This window comes from Streptomyces sp. NBC_00162 (assembly GCF_024611995.1).
Classification (GTDB): Bacteria; Actinomycetota; Actinomycetes; order Streptomycetales; family Streptomycetaceae; genus Streptomyces.
In genome coordinates this window covers 5,591,210-5,614,394 of the sequence record NZ_CP102509.1, presented here as the reverse complement: position 1 = coordinate 5,614,394, position 23,185 = coordinate 5,591,210, and the positions used below count along the sequence as shown (strand labels likewise).

Annotated in this window: 20 protein-coding genes and 1 tRNA gene; 6 read left to right on the top strand and 15 right to left on the bottom strand. The window is 73.7% G+C overall.

Translation table 11 applies throughout. The features are described from left to right. From JIW86_RS26085 to JIW86_RS26070, 4 genes are read left to right on the top strand one after another with little or no spacing between them, the layout of a single operon-like run. The gene (locus JIW86_RS26085; protein WP_416237690.1) at positions 1 to 2,808 is read left to right on the top strand and encodes a tetratricopeptide repeat protein; all 2,808 of its coding nucleotides are present in this window, start codon (positions 1 to 3) and stop codon (positions 2,806 to 2,808) included. A 3-nt stretch (positions 2,809 to 2,811) separates the two neighbouring features. Continuing rightward, positions 2,812 to 4,347, top strand: a complete 1,536-nt coding sequence (locus tag JIW86_RS26080) for a protein phosphatase 2C domain-containing protein (RefSeq protein WP_257556286.1) — start codon at positions 2,812 to 2,814, stop codon at positions 4,345 to 4,347. Positions 4,348 to 4,388: 41 nt separating this feature from the next. After that, positions 4,389 to 5,714, top strand: a complete 1,326-nt coding sequence (locus JIW86_RS26075) for a vWA domain-containing protein (protein WP_257556285.1) — start codon at positions 4,389 to 4,391, stop codon at positions 5,712 to 5,714. A gap of 34 nt (positions 5,715 to 5,748) precedes the next feature. Further along, the gene (locus JIW86_RS26070) at positions 5,749 to 6,735 is read left to right on the top strand and encodes an FHA domain-containing protein (RefSeq protein WP_257556284.1); all 987 of its coding nucleotides are present in this window, start codon (positions 5,749 to 5,751) and stop codon (positions 6,733 to 6,735) included. Between the two features lies 1 nt (position 6,736). On the opposite strand, the gene JIW86_RS26065 is transcribed toward JIW86_RS26070, so the two are convergent. Then, the gene (locus tag JIW86_RS26065; RefSeq protein WP_257556283.1) at positions 6,737 to 7,738 is read right to left on the bottom strand and encodes a methyltransferase domain-containing protein; all 1,002 of its coding nucleotides are present in this window, start codon (positions 7,736 to 7,738) and stop codon (positions 6,737 to 6,739) included. A gap of 90 nt (positions 7,739 to 7,828) precedes the next feature. On the opposite strand from JIW86_RS26065, the gene JIW86_RS26060 reads away from it, so the two are divergent. After that, positions 7,829 to 8,233 (top strand): globin, encoded by a 405-nt coding sequence (locus tag JIW86_RS26060; RefSeq protein ID WP_215141334.1) that lies wholly within the window; start codon positions 7,829 to 7,831, stop codon positions 8,231 to 8,233. Positions 8,234 to 8,267: 34 nt separating this feature from the next. Here the strand turns inward: JIW86_RS26060 and JIW86_RS26055 are convergent, their stop codons facing one another. The 8 genes from JIW86_RS26055 to JIW86_RS26020 all read right to left on the bottom strand — a co-directional run bounded on the left by JIW86_RS26055 (position 8,268) and on the right by JIW86_RS26020 (position 18,293). Next, on the bottom strand, positions 8,268 to 8,981 hold the full coding sequence (locus JIW86_RS26055) for a hypothetical protein (protein ID WP_257556282.1): 714 nt from the start codon (positions 8,979 to 8,981) through the stop codon (positions 8,268 to 8,270). Continuing rightward, positions 8,978 to 9,445 carry an acyl-CoA thioesterase gene (locus JIW86_RS26050; RefSeq protein WP_215141330.1) on the bottom strand — a complete coding sequence of 156 codons (468 nt, stop codon included), beginning with the start codon at positions 9,443 to 9,445 and terminating at the stop codon, positions 8,978 to 8,980. The genes JIW86_RS26055 and JIW86_RS26050 overlap by 4 nt, the downstream gene beginning before the upstream one ends. Before the next feature lie 10 nt (positions 9,446 to 9,455). Next, the gene (gene ettA / locus JIW86_RS26045) at positions 9,456 to 11,120 is read right to left on the bottom strand and encodes an energy-dependent translational throttle protein EttA (protein ID WP_215141328.1); all 1,665 of its coding nucleotides are present in this window, start codon (positions 11,118 to 11,120) and stop codon (positions 9,456 to 9,458) included. 281 nt (positions 11,121 to 11,401) lie between these two features. Beyond that, positions 11,402 to 12,880 carry a bifunctional phosphatase PAP2/diacylglycerol kinase family protein gene (locus JIW86_RS26040; RefSeq protein ID WP_257556281.1) on the bottom strand — a complete coding sequence of 493 codons (1,479 nt, stop codon included), beginning with the start codon at positions 12,878 to 12,880 and terminating at the stop codon, positions 11,402 to 11,404. A gap of 37 nt (positions 12,881 to 12,917) precedes the next feature. Continuing rightward, on the bottom strand, positions 12,918 to 14,114 hold the full coding sequence (locus JIW86_RS26035; RefSeq protein WP_257556280.1) for a thioester domain-containing protein: 1,197 nt from the start codon (positions 14,112 to 14,114) through the stop codon (positions 12,918 to 12,920). A 167-nt stretch (positions 14,115 to 14,281) separates the two neighbouring features. Further along, a complete protein-coding gene (locus tag JIW86_RS26030; protein ID WP_257556279.1) occupies positions 14,282 to 14,689 on the bottom strand; it encodes a single-stranded DNA-binding protein in 408 nt (135 codons plus the stop codon). A 99-nt stretch (positions 14,690 to 14,788) separates the two neighbouring features. Further along, entirely contained in the window at positions 14,789 to 16,672 is a 1,884-nt protein-coding gene (locus tag JIW86_RS26025; RefSeq protein WP_257556278.1) for a GTPase, read from the bottom strand. A gap of 4 nt (positions 16,673 to 16,676) precedes the next feature. Beyond that, on the bottom strand, positions 16,677 to 18,293 hold the full coding sequence (locus JIW86_RS26020) for a dynamin family protein (RefSeq protein ID WP_215141318.1): 1,617 nt from the start codon (positions 18,291 to 18,293) through the stop codon (positions 16,677 to 16,679). A 332-nt stretch (positions 18,294 to 18,625) separates the two neighbouring features. Here JIW86_RS26020 and JIW86_RS26015 point away from each other — a divergent pair. Continuing rightward, positions 18,626 to 18,698: transfer RNA gene (locus JIW86_RS26015), tRNA-Arg, on the top strand. A 175-nt stretch (positions 18,699 to 18,873) separates the two neighbouring features. On the opposite strand, the gene JIW86_RS26010 is transcribed toward JIW86_RS26015, so the two are convergent. The 6 genes from JIW86_RS26010 to JIW86_RS25985 form a co-directional block, all read right to left on the bottom strand. Then, a complete protein-coding gene (locus JIW86_RS26010) occupies positions 18,874 to 19,263 on the bottom strand; it encodes an SHOCT domain-containing protein (protein WP_257556277.1) in 390 nt (129 codons plus the stop codon). A 69-nt stretch (positions 19,264 to 19,332) separates the two neighbouring features. Then, a complete protein-coding gene (locus tag JIW86_RS26005; RefSeq protein ID WP_257556276.1) occupies positions 19,333 to 20,148 on the bottom strand; it encodes a phosphate ABC transporter ATP-binding protein in 816 nt (271 codons plus the stop codon). Between the two features lie 11 nt (positions 20,149 to 20,159). Further along, positions 20,160 to 21,176 (bottom strand): sortase, encoded by a 1,017-nt coding sequence (locus JIW86_RS26000; RefSeq protein WP_257556275.1) that lies wholly within the window; start codon positions 21,174 to 21,176, stop codon positions 20,160 to 20,162. Beyond that, a complete protein-coding gene (locus JIW86_RS25995; RefSeq protein WP_257556274.1) occupies positions 21,133 to 21,528 on the bottom strand; it encodes a hypothetical protein in 396 nt (131 codons plus the stop codon). The genes JIW86_RS26000 and JIW86_RS25995 overlap by 44 nt, the downstream gene beginning before the upstream one ends. Before the next feature lie 323 nt (positions 21,529 to 21,851). Further along, a complete protein-coding gene (locus JIW86_RS25990; protein ID WP_257556273.1) occupies positions 21,852 to 22,325 on the bottom strand; it encodes a phospholipase in 474 nt (157 codons plus the stop codon). Positions 22,326 to 22,395: 70 nt separating this feature from the next. Further along, positions 22,396 to 23,181, bottom strand: a complete 786-nt coding sequence (locus JIW86_RS25985) for an alpha/beta fold hydrolase (RefSeq protein ID WP_257556272.1) — start codon at positions 23,179 to 23,181, stop codon at positions 22,396 to 22,398. Positions 23,182 to 23,185 lie beyond the last annotated feature (4 nt).

Sequence of the window (23,185 nt, the reverse complement as noted above, 5' to 3'; positions counted from 1 at the left end):
ATCGGAACGGCGTGCGTTCGCCCCGGCTGCCCGGGGACGTACGAGGACATGGGCGGCGGCGAGGTCTACTGCGACACCTGCGGGCTCGCGCCGATAGGCGCGGTCGCGGCCGGTGCGGAGGAGCTGGTGTCGCCGCCGACGGGGATGACGAGCGCGGCGCGCGGCGCGGCCCTGGGCTCCGCCGGATCGGCCGGGTCCCGGGGGTCGATGGGCTCGCAGGGTTCGCACGGTTCGGCGCGGTCCTCGGCCTCGGCGCGCTCCTCTTCGGCGCGCTCGTCGGCGTCCCGCCGCTCCGTGTCGGGGCGGCTCTCGCGCGCGCTGTCGGGTCCCGCGTCCACCCGGTCGGTGTCGGTGCGCAGTTCGGGCTCGGCGCCCTCGGCCTCGGGGCGCGGCCGGCTCGGCGCCGGGCTGGTCAACGTACCTGAAGTGCCGCGTCCGGATCCTTCGGCGGCGGTCCTGGAGAACCCGGAGGTGCCGGAGCGCAAGCGGTTCTGCTCGCGCGCCGAGTGCGGGGCCCCGGTGGGGCGCGCCCGCGGCGACCGGCCCGGCCGGACGGAAGGGTTCTGCACCAAGTGCGGGCACCCGTACTCCTTCGTGCCCAAGCTGCGCGCGGGCGAGGTGGTGCACGGCCAGTACGAGGTGGCCGGCTGTCTCGCGCACGGCGGGCTCGGCTGGGTGTACCTGGCGGTGGACCGGGCGGTGTCGGACCGGTGGGTGGTGCTCAAGGGCCTGCTGGACACCGGGGACGAGGACGCGATGGCGGCCGCGATATCGGAGCGGCGCTTCCTCGCGGAGATCGAGCACTCCAACATCGTGCGGATCTACAACTTCGTGGAGCACCTGGACCAGCGGACCGGTTCGCTGGACGGGTACATCGTCATGGAGTACGTGGGCGGCAAATCCCTGAAGGAGATCGCGAACGAGCGGCGCCGGCCGGACGGGCGGCGTGACCCGCTGCCGGTGGAGCAGGCCTGCGCGTACGGCATCGAGGCACTGGAGGCGCTCGGTCACCTGCACAGCAGAAACCTCCTGTACTGCGACTTCAAGGTCGACAACGCGATCCAGCAGCAGGACCAGCTGAAGCTGATCGACATGGGCGCGGTCCGCCGGATGGACGACGAGGAGTCGGCCATCTACGGCACGGTGGGCTACCAGGCCCCGGAGGTCGCCGAGCTGGGTCCCTCGGTCGCCTCCGACCTGTACACGGTGGCGCGCACCCTGGCCGTCCTGACCTTCGACTTCCAGGGCTACACCAATGTGTTCGTGGACTCGCTGCCGGACCCGGAGCACATCGAGGTGTTCGGGCGGTACGAGTCCTTCTACCGGCTGCTCGTCCGGGCCACCGATCCGGACCCGGGGCGGCGGTTCGCCTCCGCGCAGGAGATGGCGGACCAGCTGACGGGCGTGCTGCGGGAGGTCGTCGCCCTCCAGACGGGCCGGCCTCGGCCGCAGCTGTCCACCCTCTTCAGCCCGGAACTGCGCGTTCCGGACACCCGGCTCTTCGCCGAGACGGCGGGGGCCGAGGTCTCCCGGCTCGGCGCGCGCACGATCACCTCCCGCTGGGGCGGACTGTTCGGCCCCGGCCGCACCACCCCGGCCGTCGCCGGGGCCGCCGCCCCGGCGAGCCCTGCCGTGACCGGCGCGCCGGGCGGTGTCGCCCTGTACGCGGCACATCCGGTGGCCGGGCATCCGGGGGGCCCGGCTCCGATACCGGCCTTCACCCCGCCGGGCGGGGCGCCGGTGGCCGGACTCGGGACCACCGCCACGCATGTGGCGGCGGCTCCGGTGCCCGCGCCACGGCAGGCCCGGTCCGCGCCGGCCCCCGTCACCGCACCGCCGCCCGCCGCCATGGCAGCGGTGCCCGCGGCCCCGGCCGCAGCCGGACCGGCCGGGCTCGACGCGCGCGACACGGCGCTGGCGCTGCCCGTACCGCTGGTGGACCCGGCCGACCCCAACGCCGGTTTCCTGGCCGGTCTGCTGGCCTCCGCACCCGGAGACCTCCTGGGAGCCCTCGGCGCGGCGCCCGCCGATTCGGCCGAGCTGCGGCTGCGGGAGCTGCGGGCCCGCCTCGAGCTGGGCGAACTGGCCGCGGCCGGCGGCACCCTGACGGAGCTGGAGGCACGGCATCCGGACGACTGGCGGGTGGTGTGGGCCCGCGGCATCGCCTCGCTGGCCTCCGGGGAGGACGAGATCGCGGCCCTGTCCTTCGACGCGATCTACGACGCCTTCCCGGGCGAGCCCGCGCCGAAGCTGGCGCTGGGGCTGTGCGCGGAGGTCCTGGGGCAGCTGGACAACGCCGCCGAGTACTACCGCCTCGTCTGGATGACCGACCCCGGATTCGTGAGCGCCGCGTTCGGGCTGGCCCGGGTCCAGCTGGCCGCCGGCGACCGGGCCGGAGCCGTGCTCACGCTGGAGTCCGTACCGGAGGCCTCCATCCACTACACCGCCGCGCGGGTGGCCGCCGTACGCGCACGTCTGCGCGACCGGTCCCCTCAGGAGCCGCTGCTGGCCGACCTGGCGGCGGCCGCCGGGCAGGTGGAGGCCCTGCGGCGGTTCGGGCTGGATCCGGAACGCCACGAGCGGCTCACAACGGAAGTTCTGGGCTCGGCCCTCGACTGGGTACTGTCGGGTAGCCGGGGTTCCGATCCCGGAAGCACCTCGCTGCTCGGCAGTCAACTGGACGAACGGGGACTGCGCTTCGGGCTGGAGCGCTCGTACCGCGTGCTCGCACGGCTGGCGCAGCGGGGCGAGGAGAGGATCGAACTGGTGGAGCGGGCAAACCGTTTCCGTCCACGGACGTGGGTGTGAGTGATGTCGATGCATCGGCCGTCGGGCTGCCCCAGCTGCGCGGAACCCCTTGAGGAGGGTGACCGTTTCTGCGGCGTCTGCGGCTACGCCGTCTCCGCTGCCGCTCCGGTAGGCCCTGCCACCCCGGCCGGCGGTCCTCCGGCCCCGCCCGCACCAGGGAGCGAAGCCCCCGTGCCCTGGGGGTCCCCCCGGACGGAGTCTGGGGGAGGACACCCCGGCCAGGAGCCGGACCATCCGACGATCCCCCTCCCGACGGCACCGCCGAGCGGCTCCTCCGGGGGCTACGGCGCAGCCGGGACCGCCCCCGGGTGGGGCAGCAGTGCGACGGCCGCGCCGACGCTCGTCGACGCCCCGGCCGAAGCCCGGTACGACGTGCCCGGCGGCGCCGGGACACCCCCGGAGGAGACCCCTTGGGACGCGGGCGAAGCCCCGTACGGGATCTCGCCGCAGGCGGCGGACGGGCCGTCAGCCCGGTACGACCTGCCCGGCGGTACGGGGGGAACTCCCCCCGAGGGGAACCCCTGGGGCGCGGGGGACGGCGGCACCACGCCCGAGGACATCCCCGCCGAAGCCCCGCAGGGGACCGGCGGGAAGACCTGCGTCGCCTGCCGGACCGGGTACGTCGACACCGACGGCTACTGCGAGCACTGCGGGCACGCCCAGCCCCGGGAGCGGGACCACCTCGAGGAGGAGCTCGGCAGCGTGGCCGCCGTCAGCGACCGGGGGCTGCGCCACCACCGCAACGAGGACGCGTTCGCCGTCGCGGCCACCGCGCTGCCCGACGGCTCCGCCGCCACCGTGGCCATCGTCTGCGACGGCGTCTCCTCCGCGAGCCGCCCCGACGAGGCATCGGCCGCCGCGGCCGCCGCGGCCAACGAGGCCCTGCTGGACGCGCTTCCACGCGGCGCCCACCCCCAGGAGGCCATGCACGAGGCGATCCTGGCCGCCGCCGCCGCGGTCAACGCGCTGGCACCGGAGACCCCCGGCGCACAGAACGCCCCCGCCTGCACCCTGGTCGGCGCCGTCGTCAGCGGCGGCCTGCTCACCATCGGCTGGGTGGGCGACAGCCGTGCCTACTGGGTCCCGGACGACCGTGCCGCCCTGCCCCGCCGGCTCACCGAGGACGACTCCTGGGCCGCCCAGATGGTCGCGGCCGGCCTGATGGGCGAGGCCGAGGCCTACGCCGACGTCCGGGCCCACGCCATCACCGGCTGGCTCGGGGCCGACGCCTACGACCTCGAACCGCACACCGCCGTCTTCAAGCCGGACCACCCCGGCGTGGTCGTCGTCTGCACCGACGGCCTGTGGAACTACGCGGAGGCCGCCCGGGACCTGGCCCAGGTGCTGCCCCCGGACGCCGCCGTCCGGCCCCTGCACAGTGCGCAGGTCCTGGTGGGGCACGCCCTGGACGGCGGCGGCCACGACAACGTCACCGTCGCCGTCGTGCCGTTCGCCGCGCAGCCCGAACCGGAGCCGGGACCGGAACCGGAACCGGGCGCCGGACCCGGAGCGGAACCGGAAGCGTCTCCCCGGGCCTGACCCGCCCGACTCGCCTGTCCGAGCCCCTAGGAGCCCCACCGATGGCGAACTTCGCCAAGCCCAGCGCCCCGCGCTTCAGCGTGGAGGTGTACCAGAACGAGTTCCTCCCCCAGGGCGGGCGGGACGTCCACGCCATCGTCACGGTCACCTCCACCGGCGGTGCCACCGCCACTCGCGCGGCGGCCGACCGGGGCACGGCGGCCGTCGTGATCATGGTCGACTGCTCGGGCTCCATGGAGTACCCGCCGGAGAAGATGCGCGGCGCCCGAGAGGCGACGGCCGCGGCCGTCGACACCCTGCGCGACGGCACGTCCTTCGCCGTGATCGCCGGCACGCACGTGGCCAAGGAGGTGTATCCGGGCCAGGGCCGGCTCGCGGTCGCCGACCCGGTGACCCGCGCCCAGGCCAAGGAGGCGCTGCGCGGGCTCAGCTCCGGCGGCGGCACCGCCATCGGCACCTGGCTGCGCCTCGCCGACGGACTGCTGCGCCAGTCCACCGCGGCCATACGGCACGGCATCCTGCTCACCGACGGCCGCAACGAGCACGAGGACCCGGCCGTGCTGCGCGCCACGCTCGACGCGTGCGCGGGCCGCTTCACCTGCGACGCCCGGGGGGTGGGCACCGACTGGGAGGTCAAGGAGGTCACCGGCATCGCGAGCGCGCTGCTCGGCTCCGCCGACATCGTGGCCGACCCGGCCCACCTCGCCGGGGACTTCACCCGCATGATGGAGAACGTCATGGGCAAGGAGGTCGCGGATGTCGCGCTGCGCCTGTGGACCCCGGTCGGGGTGGAGATCCAGTACGTCAAGCAGGTCGCGCCCGCCGTCCAGGACCTGACCGCCCGCCGCACGGAGGCGGGGCCGCGCGCCGGCGACTACCCGACCGGCTCCTGGGGCGACGAGTCCCGCGAGTACCACGTGTGCGTCCGCGTCCCGAGTGCGGGCGTGGGCCAGGAGATGCTCGCGGCCCGCGCCACGCTCGTCCAGCCGGGAACGGCGGGCGAGCCCGCCGCCGTCCTCGCCCAGGGGCTGGTGCGGGCGGTGTGGACGGACGATCTGGCCGCCTCCACCGCCATCAACCCGCAGGTCGCCCACTACACCGGGCAGGCGGAACTGGCGCAGGCTATCCAGCAGGGCCTGGAAGCCCGCAAACTGGGCGATCTGGACGGGGCCACGGCCAAGCTCGGCCGCGCCGTGCAGCTGGCGAATGTCTCCGGAAATGCCGACACCGCACGACTCCTGTCGAAGGTGGTGGATGTCGTGGATGCCGCTGCGGGTACTGTGCGGCTGAAAGCGAAGGTGGCCGACGCGGACGAGATGACTCTCGAAACGCGTTCGACGCAGACCGTCCGAGTGAAGAAGACCTGACGCGATGACGCAGGGAGAAAGGGGAAGCGCCGCCATGCCGACCTGCCCGAACGGGCACCAGTCCGCCTCCGACGACTGGTGCGAGGTCTGCGGCCACCGCATGGCTGCCCCCGAAGGCCCCCCTGCGGCGCCGTCCTACGGATACGGCTACCCCCCGACCGCCGGTGAGCCGACCGCCCAGGCCGAGCTCTGCCCGCAGTGCCGGACCCCGCGCGAGGCCATGGCCCCGTTCTGCGAGGAGTGCCGGTACAACTTCCTGACGCGTTCGGCGACTTCGTACGCCCCGCTCGCCCCGGAGACCGGGGCCCAGGGGACCGCCGCCGCGGCCCCGTCCACGCCTCCGCCGCCCGTGGCGTACGCGCAGGACCACTTCGAGTACCAGGGCTCCCGGCCCTCCCGGGTCAACCGGCCGGCCGAGCCGCTCCAGCGCGAGGACGACTGGCTGCTGCCGCCTCCGGCGCACGAGCCGCCGCCGCAGCCCCAGTACCAGCAGCAGCCCCCGCCGCCGCCTCAGCGGGAGTACCAGCAGGAATACCAGCACCAGCCCCCGCAGCAGTACCAGCCGCCCCAGCAGCACCAGCAGCCTCCCCAGCACCAGTCCTTCCCGCCCCAGGGCGGCTCCTGGACCGCGACGATCGGCCCCGACCGCTCGTACTTCATGGCGATGATGCAGCGCAGCGGTCCCGAGGCGGCCGGGCTCAACCTGCCCGCGTACTCCCCGGAGCAGCACCTGCCGCTCGCCGGCGGCCAGATCACCATCGGCCGCCGCCGCGCCTCCACGGGCGAGTCCCCCGACATCGACCTGTCGGTGCCCCCGGAGGACCCGGGCGTCTCCCACCAGCACGCGGTCCTGGTCCAGCAGCCCGACCTCGGCTGGGCGGTGGTGGACCAGAACTCCACCAACGGCACCACCATCAACGGCGGCGAGGAGCCGATCCAGCCCTACGTCCCGGTCCCGCTCACCGACGGCGACCGCGTGCACGTCGGAGCCTGGACCACGATCACCATCCGCCGGGGCTAGTTCAGCCGCCCGTTTCCCCCAGGGGCCACACGTACGGGCCCTGGGGGTCGTCGAGCCACGCCCACTGGCCCTCGGCGCTGACGGTGACCCCGAAGCGCTCACGGGACGGCCGGTCCTCGCCGCGCCACAGGTCCAGGGCCTCCCGGGGGTGCAGGACGCCCTCGGTGAGCACGAGCATGAACTGGAAGCGCTCGTTCTCCACCAGCTCGTACGGGAGCCCGTGCGGCACCCCGGCGACCGGCTCCCGCGGCGGCGCCGCCGTGGCCCCGCGCAGCGGCACGAAGTACGCCGGGGTGTGCAGGAAGCGGCCCTCGGCGAAGTCGGCGTCGCGGACCGTGAGGGCGATCAGCCCGGTGGACAGCGGGGCCAGGATCCGCGCCCCGGGCCGGCACTGGGCCGTCCAGGCGTGCGGGACCATCGGCAGCGTGCAGGTCACCAGGATCCGGTCGAACGGGGCCCGGGAGGGGCAGCCGCGCGCCCCGTCCCCGGTCACCACCACCGGGTGGTAGCCGACCTCGGCCAGGTGTGTCCGCGCGGACTCGGTGATCTCCTCGTCGAGGTCCACGGTGGTGACGAGGTCGTCGCCGAGCCGGTGGCAGAGCAGGGCGGCGTTGTAGCCGGTGCCCGCGCCGATCTCCAGCACGTTGTCGCCGTCGCGCACCTCCAGCGCCCGGAGCATCTTCGCCATCAGCGAGGGCTGGCTGCTGGAGGAGACCAGCTGGCCGTCGCGCAGCCGGGTCGCGAGCGGGGTGTCGGCGTAGACCCCGCGCAGCCAGCGGGCCCGCTGCTCGGGATCGGGGTCCTGCGCCCAGAGCCGTTCGTGGCCGGCTCCGCGGCCGGTCCAGAAGTAGGGGACGAAGACGTGCCGGGGCACGGCTGCGAAGGCCGCCCGCCAGGCCTGGTCCTCCAGTACCCCGGCGGCGGTCAGCTCCCGCACCTGGGCGGCGTGCGCGGTCTCGCGCAGGTCCCGTACCTCGGTGGTGCGTGCGGTGTGTGCGCCCATGCCTCCACTGTCCTGCGCGCGGCCGTCGCGGGCGAATGCGGGGGTCCTAGGGCCCCGATCCTCCGTCCGGGCGTCTGAGACGATGGTCGGGTGAATGAGATTCCGCGGGGCACGCTTCAGGAGCAGACCTTTTACGAGCAGGTGGGCGGCGAGGAGACCTTCCGCCGTCTCGTCCGGCGCTTCTACCAGGGGGTCGCGGAGGACCCGCTGCTGCGTCCGATGTACCCGGAGGAGGACCTGGGCCCGGCCGAGGAGCGGTTCACGCTGTTCCTGATCCAGTACTGGGGCGGCCCGACCACCTACAGCGAGCACCGAGGCCATCCGCGCCTGCGGATGCGGCACGCCCCGTTCCAGGTGGACGCGGCGGCGCACGACGCCTGGCTGCGCCACATGCGGGTCGCGCTGGACGAGCTGGGGCTGGCCCCGGAGCACGAGGCCCAGCTGTGGAAGTACCTGACCTACGCCGCCGCGTCGATGATCAACACGGCGGGCTAGACCTCACGGGCGACCTTCCGGGGGACCTGCCGGCTCAGACCGGCCGGACCTGGAGGGCGCCCAGGCCGGCGGCGCCGCCGGGGCGGCGCATGGCGACGGAGCCGTACGGGGTACGCAGGCGCAGCCAGCTCCCGGCGGCGAGCAGGGCCACCGGGTCGGGGCCTCCGGCCGCGGGGGTGGCGGCGGGCACGGTGGACCGCACCGGCCGCAGGAAGCCCAGGGACTGCGCGGCGTGCACGGCGCGCAGCGGGAGTTCGGTGTCGCCCAGCGTACGGGACCAGATCTCACGGCCGATGCGGTCGCGCTCGGAGCGGGTCCGGTGCTGCGCGGGCAGGGCCTCGTCGCGGGCGCGGAACTCGGCGACGGCGCCCGCCACGGCCGCCCGCATCTCCTCGGGCGCGGGCAGCCCGGCCAGTTGCCGCCAGCCCCCGCGGGGCGGGAGCACCCCGGCCCAGGGCGGGCCGGTGACCGGCCCGGGCACGGTGGCCTCGGCCGCGGCCTCGTCCACCGATTCCAGGAACTCTCCGGCGGAGACCGTCAGGTCCAGCGGGGTGGCGAGGGGCGCGGCGAGCCGCACCGTACGGATGGCCAGGACCTCGAATGACGGCGGCCGGCCGAAGACGGCGAGCGCGCCGCCGCCGCCCTGCAGGCGGACGGCGGCGGCGCGGTCGTAGTGCACCAGCCGGCCCAGGAAGGCGGCGAGGTCCGCCGCCTCCCCGGAGTCGGCGAAGTGCAGCCGTTCGTTCATGCCGCGAGGCGTCCTTCCGAGCCGGCCGCCGGCTTGCCCGGCGTGTCGAGGTACTTCTCCAGGAAGTACCTCTCCTCGGCCGTGATGCGGCGGGGCCGCCCCTCGGCGAGGTTGTAGGGCACGACCACGGTCGAGGCGCGCACGTAGATCTTCTCGGGCGCCTCGTCGGTCGCCTCGTCCTTGACCTCGTAGCCGATGGTCAGGGACGCGGCGCCTATCCGGGTCACCCAGGACTCGATGAGCACCGGCTCGTGACGGTGCACGAGGGGCAGCTTGTAGTCGATCTCGTGACGGGCCACGACGGACCCGCCCGTGAAGGACTCGCTGCCCTCCCCCGGCGCCAGCCGGAACATGAAGTCGATCCTCGCCTCCTCCAGGTAGCGGAGGAAGACCACGTTGTTCACGTGGCCGAAGGAGTCCATGTCCGACCAGCGCAGGGGGCACCGGTAGTGGTGTCTTGCCATGGTGCGGGCCTCAGCCTCGGGTGAGCTTCTTGTAAGTGGCACGGTGCGGGCGGGTGGCGTCCGCGCCGAGACGCTCGACCTTGTTCTTCTCGTACGACTCGAAGTTGCCCTCGAACCAGTACCACTTGGAGTCGCCCTCGTACGCCAGGATGTGCGTGGCGACCCGGTCGAGGAACCAGCGGTCGTGGGAGATGACCACGGCCGCACCGGGGAACTCGAGCAGCGCGTTCTCGAGCGAGGACAGGGTCTCGACGTCGAGGTCGTTGGTGGGCTCGTCGAGGAGCAGCAGGTTGCCGCCCTCCTTGAGCGTCAGCGCCAGGTTGAGGCGGTTGCGCTCACCACCGGACAGGACGCCGGCCGGCTTCTGCTGGTCCGGGCCCTTGAAGCCGAAGGCGCTGACGTACGCGCGGGACGGCATCTCGACCTGGCCCACGTTGATGTAGTCCAGCTCGTCCGACACGACCGCCCAGAGGGTCTTCTTGGGGTCGATGTTGGCGCGCGACTGGTCGACGTAGCTGATCTTGACGGTGTCGCCGACCTTGACGGAGCCGGAGTCCGGCTCCTCAAGGCCCTGGATCATCTTGAAGAGCGTGGTCTTGCCGGCGCCGTTCGGGCCGATGATGCCGACGATGCCGTTGCGCGGCAGCGTGAAGGACAGGTCGTCGATGAGGACCTTGTCGCCGAACGCCTTCGAGAGGTTGTTGACCTCGACCACGATCGAGCCCAGACGCGGGCCCGGCGGGATCTGGATCTCCTCGAAGTCCAGCTTCCGCATCTTGTCCGCCTCGGCCGCCATCTCCTCGTAGCGGGCGAGACGGGCCTTGGACTTGGTCTGGCGGCCCTTGGCGTTGGAGCGGACCCACTCCAGCTCTTCCTTGAGGCGCTTCTGGCGCTTCTCGTCCTTGCGGCCCTCGACCTTCAGACGGGTGGCTTTCTTCTCCAGGTACGTGGAGTAGTTGCCCTCGTAGGCGATGGCGCGGCCGCGGTCGAGCTCGAGGATCCACTCGGCGACGTTGTTCAGGAAGTACCGGTCGTGGGTGACGGCGATGACGCAGCCCGCGTACTTCGAGAGGTGCTGCTCCAGCCAGTTCACCGACTCGGCGTCGAGGTGGTTGGTGGGCTCGTCGAGGAGGAGCAGGTCCGGGGCCTCGATCAGCAGCTTGCAGAGCGCGACGCGGCGCTTCTCGCCACCGGAGAGGTTGGTGACCGGCCAGTCACCGGGGGGGCAGCCCAGGGCGTCCATGGCCTGCTCCAGCTGGGCGTCGAGGTCCCAGGCGTTGGAGTGGTCCAGGTCTTCCTGGAGCTTGCCCATCTCGTCGAGGAGCGCGTCCGAGTAGTCGGTCGCCATCAGCTCGGCGACCTCGTTGAAGCGGTGGAGCTTCTTCATGGTCTCGGCGGCACCGTCCTGGACGTTCTCCAGGACGGTCTTCGACTCGTCGAGCTTGGGCTCCTGCATGAGGATGCCGACGGTGAAGCCGGGCGAGAGGTACGCCTCGCCGTTGGACGGCTGCTCCAGGCCCGCCATGATCTTCAGAACGGTGGACTTACCGGCACCGTTCGGGCCGACCACACCGATCTTCGCGCCGGGCAGGAAGTTCAGGGTGACGTCATCAAGAATCACCTTGTCGCCGTGCGCCTTGCGCGTCTTGCGCATGGTGTAGATGAACTCAGCCAAGAGAAACCGTCCGGCAGATCGATGGGTGGGCAGATACACCCCATCTTGCCAGCCGTCCATACCTGCGGGCGAATGGGTAGGTCAGCGCCCCCTGGCCGGCACGGTCCCGTACCGCCCGCCGCGGCGACTTCTCGTGGGCCGCCCCGCGGCGGCGGCCCACGAGGCAGGATGCCCCTGAAGACGACGGGAACGACCGGCCGGGGGGCTCCATGGGGAACACGCTGCCGGCACTCGCCGTGGTACTGGTCGGCCGCGGTCCGGGTTGCCCGTCAGGCGGACGGTCACGCCCGCGGCCGGTAGACGGTGAGGGCGTCGGGGAGCGCGTCGAGGACCAGGCCGGGCGGGGCCTGTGCGTACTCGCCGTCGTACGCGAGCGGGGTGCCCGGCGGGATGTCGCCGATCCGCAGGCTGCGCAGCCGGGTGGACGCGTGGACCGGGGAGCGGGTCAGGGGGCCGGCGAGGGCGGCGGCCAGCAGGCGGGGGCCGGGGCGGCCGCCGCCGTGGACGAGGCGTACGTCGAGCAGGCCCTCGCCGAGGTCGTCGCGGCGGCGGGGGGTGGGGCCGGTCCCGTGGTAGGTGCCGTTGCCCGCGAAGAGCAGCCAGACCTTCCGGGGCCGCCCGGCCAGCCGCAGCGGTACGGGGCGCTGGGAGCGCAGCACCCGCCAGGCCGCCACCAGGGCGGCGGGGCCGCCGCCGATGCGCGGGGCCCAGCGCAGGCGGTGGCCCAGCAGCTCCGGGTAGGCGCCGATGCTGAAGGTGTTCAGGAAATGGCCGGACCGGCCCTCCGGTCCCGGGGTGAAGCGGCCCACGCCGATGTGGACGGCGTGCCCGGCGGCCAGGGCGCGGCAGGTGTCCTCGATTCCGCCGAGGCCGAGGTCCATCGCGAAGTGGTTGAGGGTGCCGCCGGGGAAGACGGCCAGCGGCACCCCCGCGCGCAGGGCGGCGGTGGCGGCCGCGTTGACGGTGCCGTCGCCGCCGCAGACCCCGAGGACGGTGGCGCGGGAGGCCGCCGACTCCAGTGCGGCGGCGAGCTCCGGGCCCCCGCACTCGATCACCTCGGCCTCGGGGAGCCGGGCGCGCAGCACGTCGAGGCGCACGGCCGCGGCCGTGCCCGACGCGGTGTTGACCACCACGGTGAGCCCGGCCCCGTCGGGCAGCGCGGGCGCGCCGTCGGCGCGCCGCTCGGTGCCCGGCACGATCCTTGCCTCCTTGGCGTCGCGCGCGAGCCGGTCCACGACGAAGCCCGCGGCCACGCCCAGCGCCGCACCCGCGAGCACGTCGGAGGGGTAGTGGACCCCGGTGTACACCCGGGAGAAGGCCACGGACGCGGCCACCGGAGCCAGCGCGGCACCCCAGCCCGGGGACTCCAGCGCCAGCCCGGCGGTGAACGCGAAGGCCGAAGCCGAGTGCCCGGACGGGAAGGAGGTGGTCTGCGGCTGCGTCGCCAGCTGCCGCACGGCGGGCACCCCCTCCAGCAGCGGCCTCGGGCGGCGTACGGACCATTTGCCGACGGTGTTGATGGTCGCGGAGGCCAGCGCCAGCGAGGCGACCCCGCGCACGGCGGCCTTGCGGGCCCGGGCCGATCCGAAGGCGGCGAGCGCGACGGCGGCCCCGCCCCACAGCACCCCGTGGTTCGCGGCCCGCCCGAGCCTCGGCAGCACCCGGTCGGCCCCCGGCCAGTGCCGCCGGGCCACCACGTCGAACAACTGCCGGTCCCACCGCACGACCGCGCCCTGCCAGGTCAGCTCCTGATCAGCCATGGTCTGCCTCTACCCCGGGCACGGACCCGGACACCCCCTAGTGATCCTCTTCATCCAGGGGTCGCTTGCGGAGCAGGAGGACCACCAGGCCGCCCAGGACCACCAGGCCCACCGCCAGGGAGGCGATCACCGGGGTGGCCGCCGAGCTGCCACTGGAGGCCAGCCGCTCCTCGTCCGGGGAGTCCGGTGTGGTCTGGCCCGTCAGGGCGGCCTGACCGTTCGGACCGCCCTGCCCGGCGGGCTGGATGCCCGGCTGCTGCCCGGCGTCCGCGGTGGCCGGCTGGACCGCCGGAGGCTCCGGCCAGACCGCCGTGGCCGTGGCGGCGGCCGCCGACTCGCTGGAGCCCGCCACGATCTGCGCCTGGGCCGGCACCCCGCTGGTGAAGACCCGCCCGACGGGAACCTTGGTCGCTCCCTGGACGGTGACCGAGGCCGCGCCGTCGGGAGTGCCCGCGGGCACCTCGAAGTACAGCCTGGTGCCGTTGACGGCGGTGTCCAGCGGCCGCCCCTCTGCGTCCACCACGCGCACCCTCATCGCGACGGCCGCCGCGTCCGGCACGACGGACACGCTCCGCGCCCCGGTCCGCACGGTCACCGGGCCGAGCCTGGTGCCGACCGCCCCGGACACTCCGCCCGGGTCCAGCCCCAGCGAGGCCGGCGGCTCGGGCAGCTGCCCGGCCTCCCGCTGCAGATAGTCGGCCAGCTTCTCCGCCGCCGGGTCCGCGGCCTCGACCTGCACCCCGTCCGCCAGCCGCCAGATCGCCACCTGGGTCCCCGCCGCAGCGCTCTCCGCGGTCAGCGCACCGGCCCCGGCCACTTTGGCGAGGCCGGCCAGATCGTTGAGCTGCGGGTAGGAGTGCTCCAGGACCCAGCGGATCCGGCCCGCCTCCCGCTTCCCGGCCAGCGGGCTGCCGCTCCAGCCGCTCTCCGTGTAGCGGGACTGGGGCTGCGCGCTGCCCTCGACGCCGACCCCGTACGTCTGGAGCATCCCCCCGCCGTCGACCCGCATCTCGTAGAGCCCGGCCGGGATGTGCCGGACCGACCCGTCACCGGAGTGCAGGACCGCCTGCCCGTACGTCTTCAACCCGTCCAGCACGGCGCTCGCGCCCTCCGGGGCCCGGGACACCGCCGGGTCGGAGTCCGCGGCCGCCCGGGCGGTGCCGGGCGCGGCGGTGAGGGCCGCGGCCAGCAGGGCCACGGCCAGCGGGCGGCGCGCGGAGCCCCGTACGGCCACGGGTGAAGGAACGGAATGCGGGACTGATTGCTGGACTGAATGATGAACGCAAGCAGGAGCGGAATCAGGAGCGGAGGATGCGGGAACGGCAATCGACACAGTCTTCCCCTTCGGGCCAAAGACCCAGGTGCCCGTGAGTACCGGGGAATCCTATCCGCCTCGAACACTCAGACCACCGCCGCCTTCTGAGTGGCCATCAGCGGCGTATCGGTCTTGACGACCCGGCGGAACGCGGCCGTTCCCCGGTTCAGATCGTGGCCGATGGCCGTGGCGTCGATCTCCGCCGCGACCCACCGGTGTCCCTCCGCGTCGGGCGGGTCTTCCCGCACCCGCAGCCGGCCGTGCACCACCAGTGGTTCGCCCACCGACACGGAACCCGCCAGATTCACCGCCAGCGTGCGCCGCGCCCACACCGTGTAGAAGCTGGTGGACCCATCGGTCCAGGCCTCCTTGCGCCGGTCGAAGTACCGCGGCGTCACGGCGAACCGGAACCTCACCGACGGCCCGTTCAGCGTCTCCTTGTAGTCGAGCTGCGTGGCCACGTATCCCACCAGCGTCACCAGGGTGTCGTTCATGCCGGCCGCCCTCCCCCGCGATTCGCACCCGTACGGACCATCCGCACGAGGTACGCACCATGCTGGGGCCGGCCGCCGGTTCCCGCTCCGGCCTGTGGATTACTGGCGGGTTGTGGACAACTTCGTCCCCCCTGCGGCGACGGCGGCGTACTGCTCCCGCACCTCCCGGTAGCGCAGCAGCTCCGCCGCGACCGGCTCCAGCACCCGGCCCCGCCCGCACCCGGCCGCCGCCTGCCGGAGCCTTCGCTCCGCGTCCTGTCCGTACCTGCGCGCCGGTCCCCGCGCCGCGATCGAGCAGGCCCACTCCACCAGCGGCCCGCCGATGATGCCCGCCACCATCAGCAGTACCGGCGGCAACAGCTGCGGCTCCAGGACCCCGATGATCTGGCCCAGCAGCCACAGCCCGCCGTAGATCTGGAGGAGTGTCATCGCCGCCTGCCCGAGCACCGCCGCCGGCCACCACGTGGGCCGCGGCGGCTTGACGCTCGGCACCGCGACGGCCGCCCCGAGGGTCACCGCCAGCTCGTCCAGCGCCTCCGGGAGGCGTTCGGCGCCGCGCACCGCCGTCTCCCGTACCGCCTGCGCCCATGGTTCGGGCAGGCCGGTGACCGCCTCGTCGGCGACCGCCCGTACCGCCTGCTCCACGCGCTGACGCGCGGTCACCTCCTCCTCGACCGGCGCCTCCGGGACCGTCGTGCCCCTGCCGCCGATCGCCGCGAGGGCGGCCAGACCCGACAGCGTGCGCGGGGCGCGGCGGCCCTCGTACCACCGCCACAGGCGCAGCCACGGCGTCCCGCAGGCCTTTCCGGCATTGCGCCGCCAGGCCCGCTCGGCCGCGAGCCCGGCCGCATACGCCCCGACCGCCTCGGCCAGCCGGTCCTCGAACTCGGCGCGCGCCGCCTCGCCGATCTCCGGCCCGGAGTGCCCGTCGGCCACGTACAGCGGCCGCAGGCGCACGGCCGCGCGGTCGACGTCGGCGGAGATCCGCCGGGTGGCGGCGCCCCTCTCCTGGGTGAACTGTCCGAGCAGCTCCCGGAGTTCCCCGACGCCCTCGCCGGTCAGCGCGGACAGTCCCAGCACGGTGGCGCCGGGTTCCTCGTGCTCGCCGAGCGCGATGCCGTCCTCGTCGAGGAGCCGGCGCAGGTCGTCCAGGACGAGGTCGGCGGCCTCCCCGGGCAGCCGGTCCACCTGGTTGAGCACGACGAAGGTCACCTCCGCGTGCCCGGCCAGCGGCCGCAGGTACCGCTCGTGCAGCACCGCGTCCGCGTACTTCTCCGGGTCCACCACCCACACCACGGCGTCGACGAGCGCCAGTACGCGGTCCACGTGGTCGCGGTGCGCGCCGACCGCCGAGTCCAGGTCGGGCAGGTCGACGAGGACCATCCCGCGCAGGGCCTCGGCCTCCGAGGTCTCGCGGGGCCGGCGGCGCAGCCGTCCGGGGATCTCCAGCCGGTCCAGCAGTCCGGCCGCGCCGTCGGACCAGCTGCAGGCGATGGGGGCGGCGGTGGTCGGGCGGCGCAGCCCGGTCTCGGAAATCTGCACCCCCGCGAGTGAATTGAAGAGGGTGGACTTGCCACTTCCGGTGGCTCCGGCGATCGCCACGACCGTGTGCTGCGGTGACAGTCCGCGCCGCGCGGCCGCCTCGTCCAGTACCCGGCCGGCCTCGGCGAGGGTCTTGCCGTCGAGCCTGGTCCGGGACAGTCCGACCAGCTGGCGCAGTGCGTCGAGGCGCAGACGCAGGGCCTGCCCCTCGGGGCTGAGCGGGGGTGTGGCCGACTTGCCGCCGTCGTTGCCGGCGCCGGAGACGGCCCGCACGAGCGCCTCGTCGCCTTCGTCGCCTTCGCCGCACTCGTCGCACCCGTCGCACTCGCCGTGCTCGCCGAGCCCGTCGAGCCCGTCGGCCGCACCCGCCCTCGCCCGGCGCGAGCGCGCGATGAGTCCGTCGTCCCAGCGGTCCTCGGTGCGGTCGGCCAGGGAAGTCACCGCGTCACCTCTCCTTCTGCAGTAGGGACAGCGCGGCAATCAGTTCGGCCTGCGGTTCCGGGGTCACTTCGAGGGCCTCCAGCGGGGCGAGCCGGCGGTCGCGTTCGGCGCGCAGCACCTGGTCGAGGTGGTCGCCGACCAGCTCCGCGCCCCGGTCGCGCAGCCGCAGCGCGGCCTGGGCCCCGATCCGTTCGGCGAGCTTCTCCCCGGCGGGCCGGGCCCGTTTGCCGCCGAGGAGGGCGGCGACGAGCAGGGCCGCGACGCAGTCGGGGTCGGGCGAGGGCTGCCGGTCGAGCCGTGCGACCTCCTCCTCCGCGAGTTCCTCCAGCACCCGCCGCCAGCGCCGTACGGCCATGCCGATGCGGTCCCCCGCCTCCCTGTCGGGTGTGGGCAGGGGCACCGCGCCGGCGGCCGGCTCGCGCCGCCAGGCGGTGGCGATCCGCTCGTCGGCGGCGGCGACGGCGCACTGGAGCAGCGCGGCGAGGGATTCGGCGAGCGAGTCGAGGAGTTCGTCGGCGCTCGTGTCGAGCGGATAGCCGCGCCACCGGGTCAGCGCGTCCCCGGCCAGTACGGCGCCCTGGTCGAGGCGGTTGCGGACGCGTCTGCCCTCCCGCTTGTAGGCGTCCTCCACGGCCGATGTCAGCCGTACGGCGGCAGCGTGCTGGGCGGCGACGGCGGAGGCGAGTTCGGGCATCCGGCGCCCGAGGGAGTCCAGCGCGCCGAGCGCGGTGCGCCCGACGGCGTACTGACGGGCCGCGGGATCCTGCGCGTGGTGGGCGAGCCAGGCGTACAGCGGCGCGACGGCGCTGGCAGGGAGCAGCCCGCCGCCCCCTGCCGACTCCGGGAGTTCGGGCACGGTGAAGCGCGGTACGTCACCCAGCCCGGCCCGGGTGAGCAGGGCCCCGTACTGGCGGGAGACCTCGGCGAGCACCTGGTGCGGTACCCGGTCGAGGACGGTGATGAGGGTCGCCTTGTACTGCTTGGCGGTGCGCAGGAGGTGCCAGGGGACGGCGTCGGCGTACCGCGAGGCGGTGGTGACCATCACCCAGACGTCGGCGGCGCAGATGAGTTCGGCGGCCAGTGTCCGGTTGTCGACCACGAGGGAGTCGATGTCGGGGGCGTCGAGGATGGCGAGCCCGCGCGGCAGGGTGGATACGGTCTCGATCCGCATCTCGCGGGTGGCGTGGCCGGGGCCGGGGCTCCGGTCGTACCCCCGGGAGGTGACCGCGGGGGCGGGTTCCTCCTCCCCGTGCGGCACCCACACCCGCATCAGGTCGGGCAGTACCCGCATCCCGGCGAACCAGTGATGATCATCCGGATGGCAGACGAGCACCGGTGTGCGCGTGGTGGGGCGCAGCACCCCGGCCTCGCTGACCTGTCGTCCGACGAGGGAGTTGACGAGGGTGGACTTGCCGGCCCCGGTGGACCCGCCGACGACGGCGAGCATCGGCGCCTCGGGCGCCTTCAGCCGGGGTACGAGGTAGTCGTCGAGCTGCGCGAGCAGCTCGGCTCTGGTCTGGCGGGCGCGCGGAGCGCCGGGCAGGGGCAGCGGCAGACGCACGGACGCGACCCGGTCGCGCAGGGCGGACAGGGCATCGAGCAGCTGAGGCCGAACATCCAAGGTCACCACATGCGAAGAATGCCCAATTTAGGACCATTTTTGAAGCTTATACGTCCTCTGCGCGCCGACCGCGACTCCAGTGGGACATCTTGGACACGACGGACGAGTGGGGCGCAGGCATAACGAGTGCACAACACCCAGGGCGCCGCGGCGCAAAAGCGATGCGAGAATCGCACCTGCCTGCGATTATCGGGACCGCTTCACCGAACCTCCACATCGTGGCACGCGAGTGAAGCAACCGGGACAAGGCAACCGGAGCCCTATCCTTGACCCGGCACGGACCGCAGTCTCACCCCCACCGGGGGCTCCAGGCCCACCAAGGCCACCTTCCGGCCCCCGTAGCTCAGTGGATAGAGCAGGTGCCTTCTAAGCACTTGGCCGCAGGTTCGAGTCCTGCCGGGGGCACTCTTTCTCCACCACCGCAAGCCCTCCCCCTGGGAGGGCTTTTGTGCAGGTCAGAGGACAATAGCGGGATCCGTGTAGAACGGCCGTAAGCCCCGGAGCCTCTCTGGGGAGAGTCCGGGGCTGTCCGGCCGGCGCGGGTTGCTGCAAAGCCGAACTGCGGGCCGCCGCGTTGGGCTCAGGTCAGGAGCTTCTGCTTCGCGCGGTCGAACTCCTCCTGGGTGATGTCGCCCTTGTCCTTCAGGGCCGAGAGCTTGTGCAGCTCTTCCGCCGGGCTCGCGGACGGGGCCGCCGTCTGGCGGACGTACTGCTGGAAGGCCTCTTGTTGTTCCTTGGCCTGCTCCCGGTCGCGTTCGGCCATGCTGCGGCCGCGCACGATGAGGTAGATCAGGACGCCGATGAACGGCAGGAGGAGCACCAGGATCAGCCATCCGGCCTTCGCCCAGCCGTTCATGCCGTGGTCCCGGAAGAGGTCCGTGATCACCTTGAAGAGCAGGAAGAACCACATCACCCACACGAACAGCCACAGCATCGTCCAGAAGAGTTCGAGCAGCGGATAGTCGTCCATGCCGGGCTCCGATCTTCTACGCGGATCTCCATTACTACGCCGGGTCCACGGGCTTCGCACTCCGGGCCGTCAGCCGAATCGGCCCTCCACGTAGTCCGCCGTGCGGGGGTCGGAAGGCGTGGAGAACATGGCCGGGGTGGGGCCGTACTCGACGATCCGGCCCGGAGTTCCCTGTTCCGCGAGGAAGAAGGCGCACTGGTCGGAGACGCGCGCCGCCTGCTGCATGTTGTGGGTGACGATCACGAGGGTGACCTCGTCGGCCAGGTCCCGGATGGTCTCCTCGATGCGGCGGGTCGAGGTGGGGTCCAGGGCCGAGCAGGGTTCGTCCATCAGGAGGATGCGGGGGCGGACCGCCAGGGAGCGGGCGATGCACAGGCGCTGCTGCTGGCCGCCCGAGAGGGCGCCGCCGGGCTGGCGGAGCCGGTCGCATACCTCCTTCCACAGGCCCGCCTTCGTGAGGCACTCCTCCACCAGGTCGTCCTTCTCCGAGCCCGCGACGCGCATGCCCGTGAGCTTCAGGCCCGCCGTCACGTTGTCGTAGACCGACATCGCCGGGAAGGGGTTCGACTTCTGGAAGACCATGCCGATGCGCCGGCGGGCGTCCGTCAGGCGGCGGCCTCGGGCGTAGATGTCCTCGCCGTCCAGCAGGACCTCGCCCGCCAGTTCGACTCCCGGGATCAGCTCGTGCATCCGGTTCAGGATGCGCAGGAAGGTCGACTTCCCGCAGCCCGAGGGGCCGATCAGGGCGGTCACCTGGCCGCCCGGCATCGTCAGCGAGACCCGGCTCAGGACCTTGCGGCCCCCGAACCAGGCGGACAGCGAGCGGGCGTCCAGGAAGGAGGCCCCGCCGGCGGTGGTCTGGGGCAGGGTGAGCGTCTCGGTCATGGGGGCCTCGATCACAGGAGGCTGGGCAGGAGCAGGGCGGCCTGGTCGGACACCGCGAGTGCGAGGGCGGCCAGTACGGGGAACCCGACCAGCCAGGTGTGCGCGCGGCCCCAGCGGACCCGGGCCCAGGCCAGGGCGGCCGCCGCGAGCAGCAGGGCCTGGCCCCAGAGGATCAGCGGGACCCAGGCCGAGGCCTGGCCCGCCATGGGCGCCTCCTCGGCGGCCAGCCGGCCGGGGGTGCGGCCGCCCGACTGCTGGGCGGGCGAGAGCAGTTCGGCGTCGACCTGGAGCACGCCGCGGGGCATGTACGGGGTCCCGTCCCCGGTCATCAGGATCAGCAGGCCCGCGTCCCCCGTCGGCTTGGCGGGCTGCGGGTCCCCGGCGCGCCGGACGCCGAGCACCCGGTACTCGTGCTCCCCCTGCCCCGTCGTGACGGTGAAGGTCTCGCCCCGCTCCAGGTCGCCGATGTGCCCGAACGGGCCGCCGTAGCCCGCCTGTCGGCCCATCAGGATGCTGGTCCCGGGCTGGCCCGGGAGCACGGTGTCGCGGCGGTGTCCGGGGCCCGACGCCAGCACGTCGGCGGTGGTCGCCTCGCGCACGACCTCCCGTACGCCGATCTGCGGGATGGCGAGCAGCGCGACGGGCGCGCCGGCCTCGGTCGGGCCCACCGGGGCGGTGACGTTGGCGAGCTTGTCGCGCAGCTCGGGACCAGGCCCGCGGCGATCAGTGCGAGGGTGGTGGCGTCGGTGCCGGTGTCGGCGAGGCCACCCTTGGCGCCCGTGCCCGTGCCCGTACCCGCACTCGTACCCGCGCTCGTGCCCGCCGCCGTACCCGCGCTCGTGCCCGTACCGCCCCCCGTGACCGTGGTGGAGACGCCCACCCCGGAGCCACCGCTCGTCGTGGACGTGGGGGTGGGGGACGTGGAGTCCGAGGGGGTGGGCGTGGGGGTCGGCGTCGGGGTCGGCGTGGAGGTGGTCGCGGTGCTCACAGCGGACCTCCCCCGCGTACGGCCAGTCCCGGCGCGTCACCGGCGCCGGGCAGGCGCAGGCCGCGCAGCCGCCGGGTGTAGGTGACCCCCGCGACGACCTGCGCCTCGGCTGCGGCGGAGAGGAAGAGCTGGAGGCTGTGGCGGCACTCGCGCTGACGGCGGAAGGTGCGTACCGCCACGGCCACGCAGTGCTCGTCGAGCGTGAGCTGCCAGGTCCAGGCTCCGGTGCCGGCACCACCCCCGGCGCCGGGGAACATCACCACGAGGGCGGTGACCTGCTCGGCCCGCGCCCGCAGCCGTTCGACGGCGGCGCAACAGGCGCCGAGGCTGTGGTGAACGTGCGGACTGCGGCCGAGCTCGTGGTTGTTGGCGCCGACGAGACGCCAGGTCACGGCCTCGGAACCAGCGCCCGGGCCGTGCTGCTCCGAAGCGCCCCCGGCGCCCGGCCTCGTGCGACATCCACCCACAACACGAACAGAAAACATGGCCGAGACATCCGGGCCGCCTCCCTTCCCCACAACCGTGCGTGGCCTGAAATCAGCCACCCACCCATGGCTGCGGGCATGACAATCCACGGGGCGTAGGACTGGGGAGCACACGGAACGGTGAAGGAGAAACGGAGAACATGTGAACGCGAGGAGGGGCGCGCGGGGAGCGCTCCTCGGGGCCGAGCCCGTACGCCCTTTGGTGCGCGGGCCGTGTCGGAGCGTCCGGGCTAGGAGATCCCCAGGATCCGGACGGCCTGGTAGTACGTCCACGCGGTGCTGTCGCAGGAGCCTCGGCGGACGCCCGAGTACTGTGCGCAGACCCTCCTCAAGTCCGCGTGGAAGACCTCGTCCAGCCGGGCTTTGGCGGCTGGAAACAGACCTGCCGCACGGTGGTTGCGGTAGCCGAAGTCGTGGCGTGCGCAGGCCATCCGGAAGGGGAAGCCCAAGGGGTTGTCCGGGGAGCCGGTGCAGTAGTCGGTCGACCAGTCGAAGCCGTACGCGGCCCACTCGGTCCGCTTCTCCCGCGCCTCGGCCCACGCCCCGTAGCTCGCGGCGTCGGCTTGCGTCCAACGGCTCAGCACCTGCGGCTTGTCGGCCGGGACCCCGGGTGCCGCCGCGGCGGCCGGCGCGAGGGTGAGCACGGCGGCCGCGGCCGCCGACGCGAGAGCAGGGACGATACGGCGGGTGGCACGACGGCGCATGGCATTCCTCGGGGCCGGGGGGTGTGGCGGGGCAGGTCGCCCCCGGCCAACTCCCCCGGGCGCCGGATGGTTACTGCGCGCGGCCGCCGGTCTGCGTCAGGGCCGCCGCGACGGCCCGGGCGAAGCCGTCGGGGTTGTCGAGCATGATGTTGTGCCCGCAGTCGGGGAGGGACACCACGGAGACCCCCGCCGCCTCCAGGGCGTCGGTGCCCGGGAGCGGGCCGTCCGCCTCGGGCAGCAGGAAGCAGCGCGGAACCTTCAGTTCCAGCAGCAGCTCGCGCATGGTGGGCGTCGTACCCGCGGCCAGGTGCACGGCGCTGCGGTACAGGGCGGTGCGGCCGGCCAGCCGCATGGTGGCCCACCAGTGCGCGCCGACCCGGTCGCGTACCTCGGCCCAGCCGCCCGCCAGGAACTCCTCCTCGCCATAGGCGGCGATCCCGCTGCTCCCGGCCGAACCGGGGGTGCGGGGCAGCGGATCCAGGTTGGCGTCGACGAGCACCAGCCGGGAGACCAGGTGGGGGTGCCGGTCGGCGAGCACGATGGCGACGGCTCCGCCCATGCTGTGCGCGATCAGCTCGGCGCCCTCCGCCCCGGCCCCGGTGAGGGCTGCCGCCAGCGCGTCGGCATGCGCCTCGAGGGTGTAGGAGAACTCCTCGGGCCGGTCGCTGTGCCCGTGGCCCAGCAGGTCGACCAGCAGTGAACGGCGCCCGGCCAGCAGGGGATGGACGGCGCTCGCCGCGAAGTAGGCGGGCGAACTCGCCCCGAGCCCGTGCACGTACACCCGGGCCGGCTCCTCCCCCGGCAGCTCCACCCAGCGGATCCGGTCACCGTTCGCCGTGACGGCAGCGCTGTGCACGATG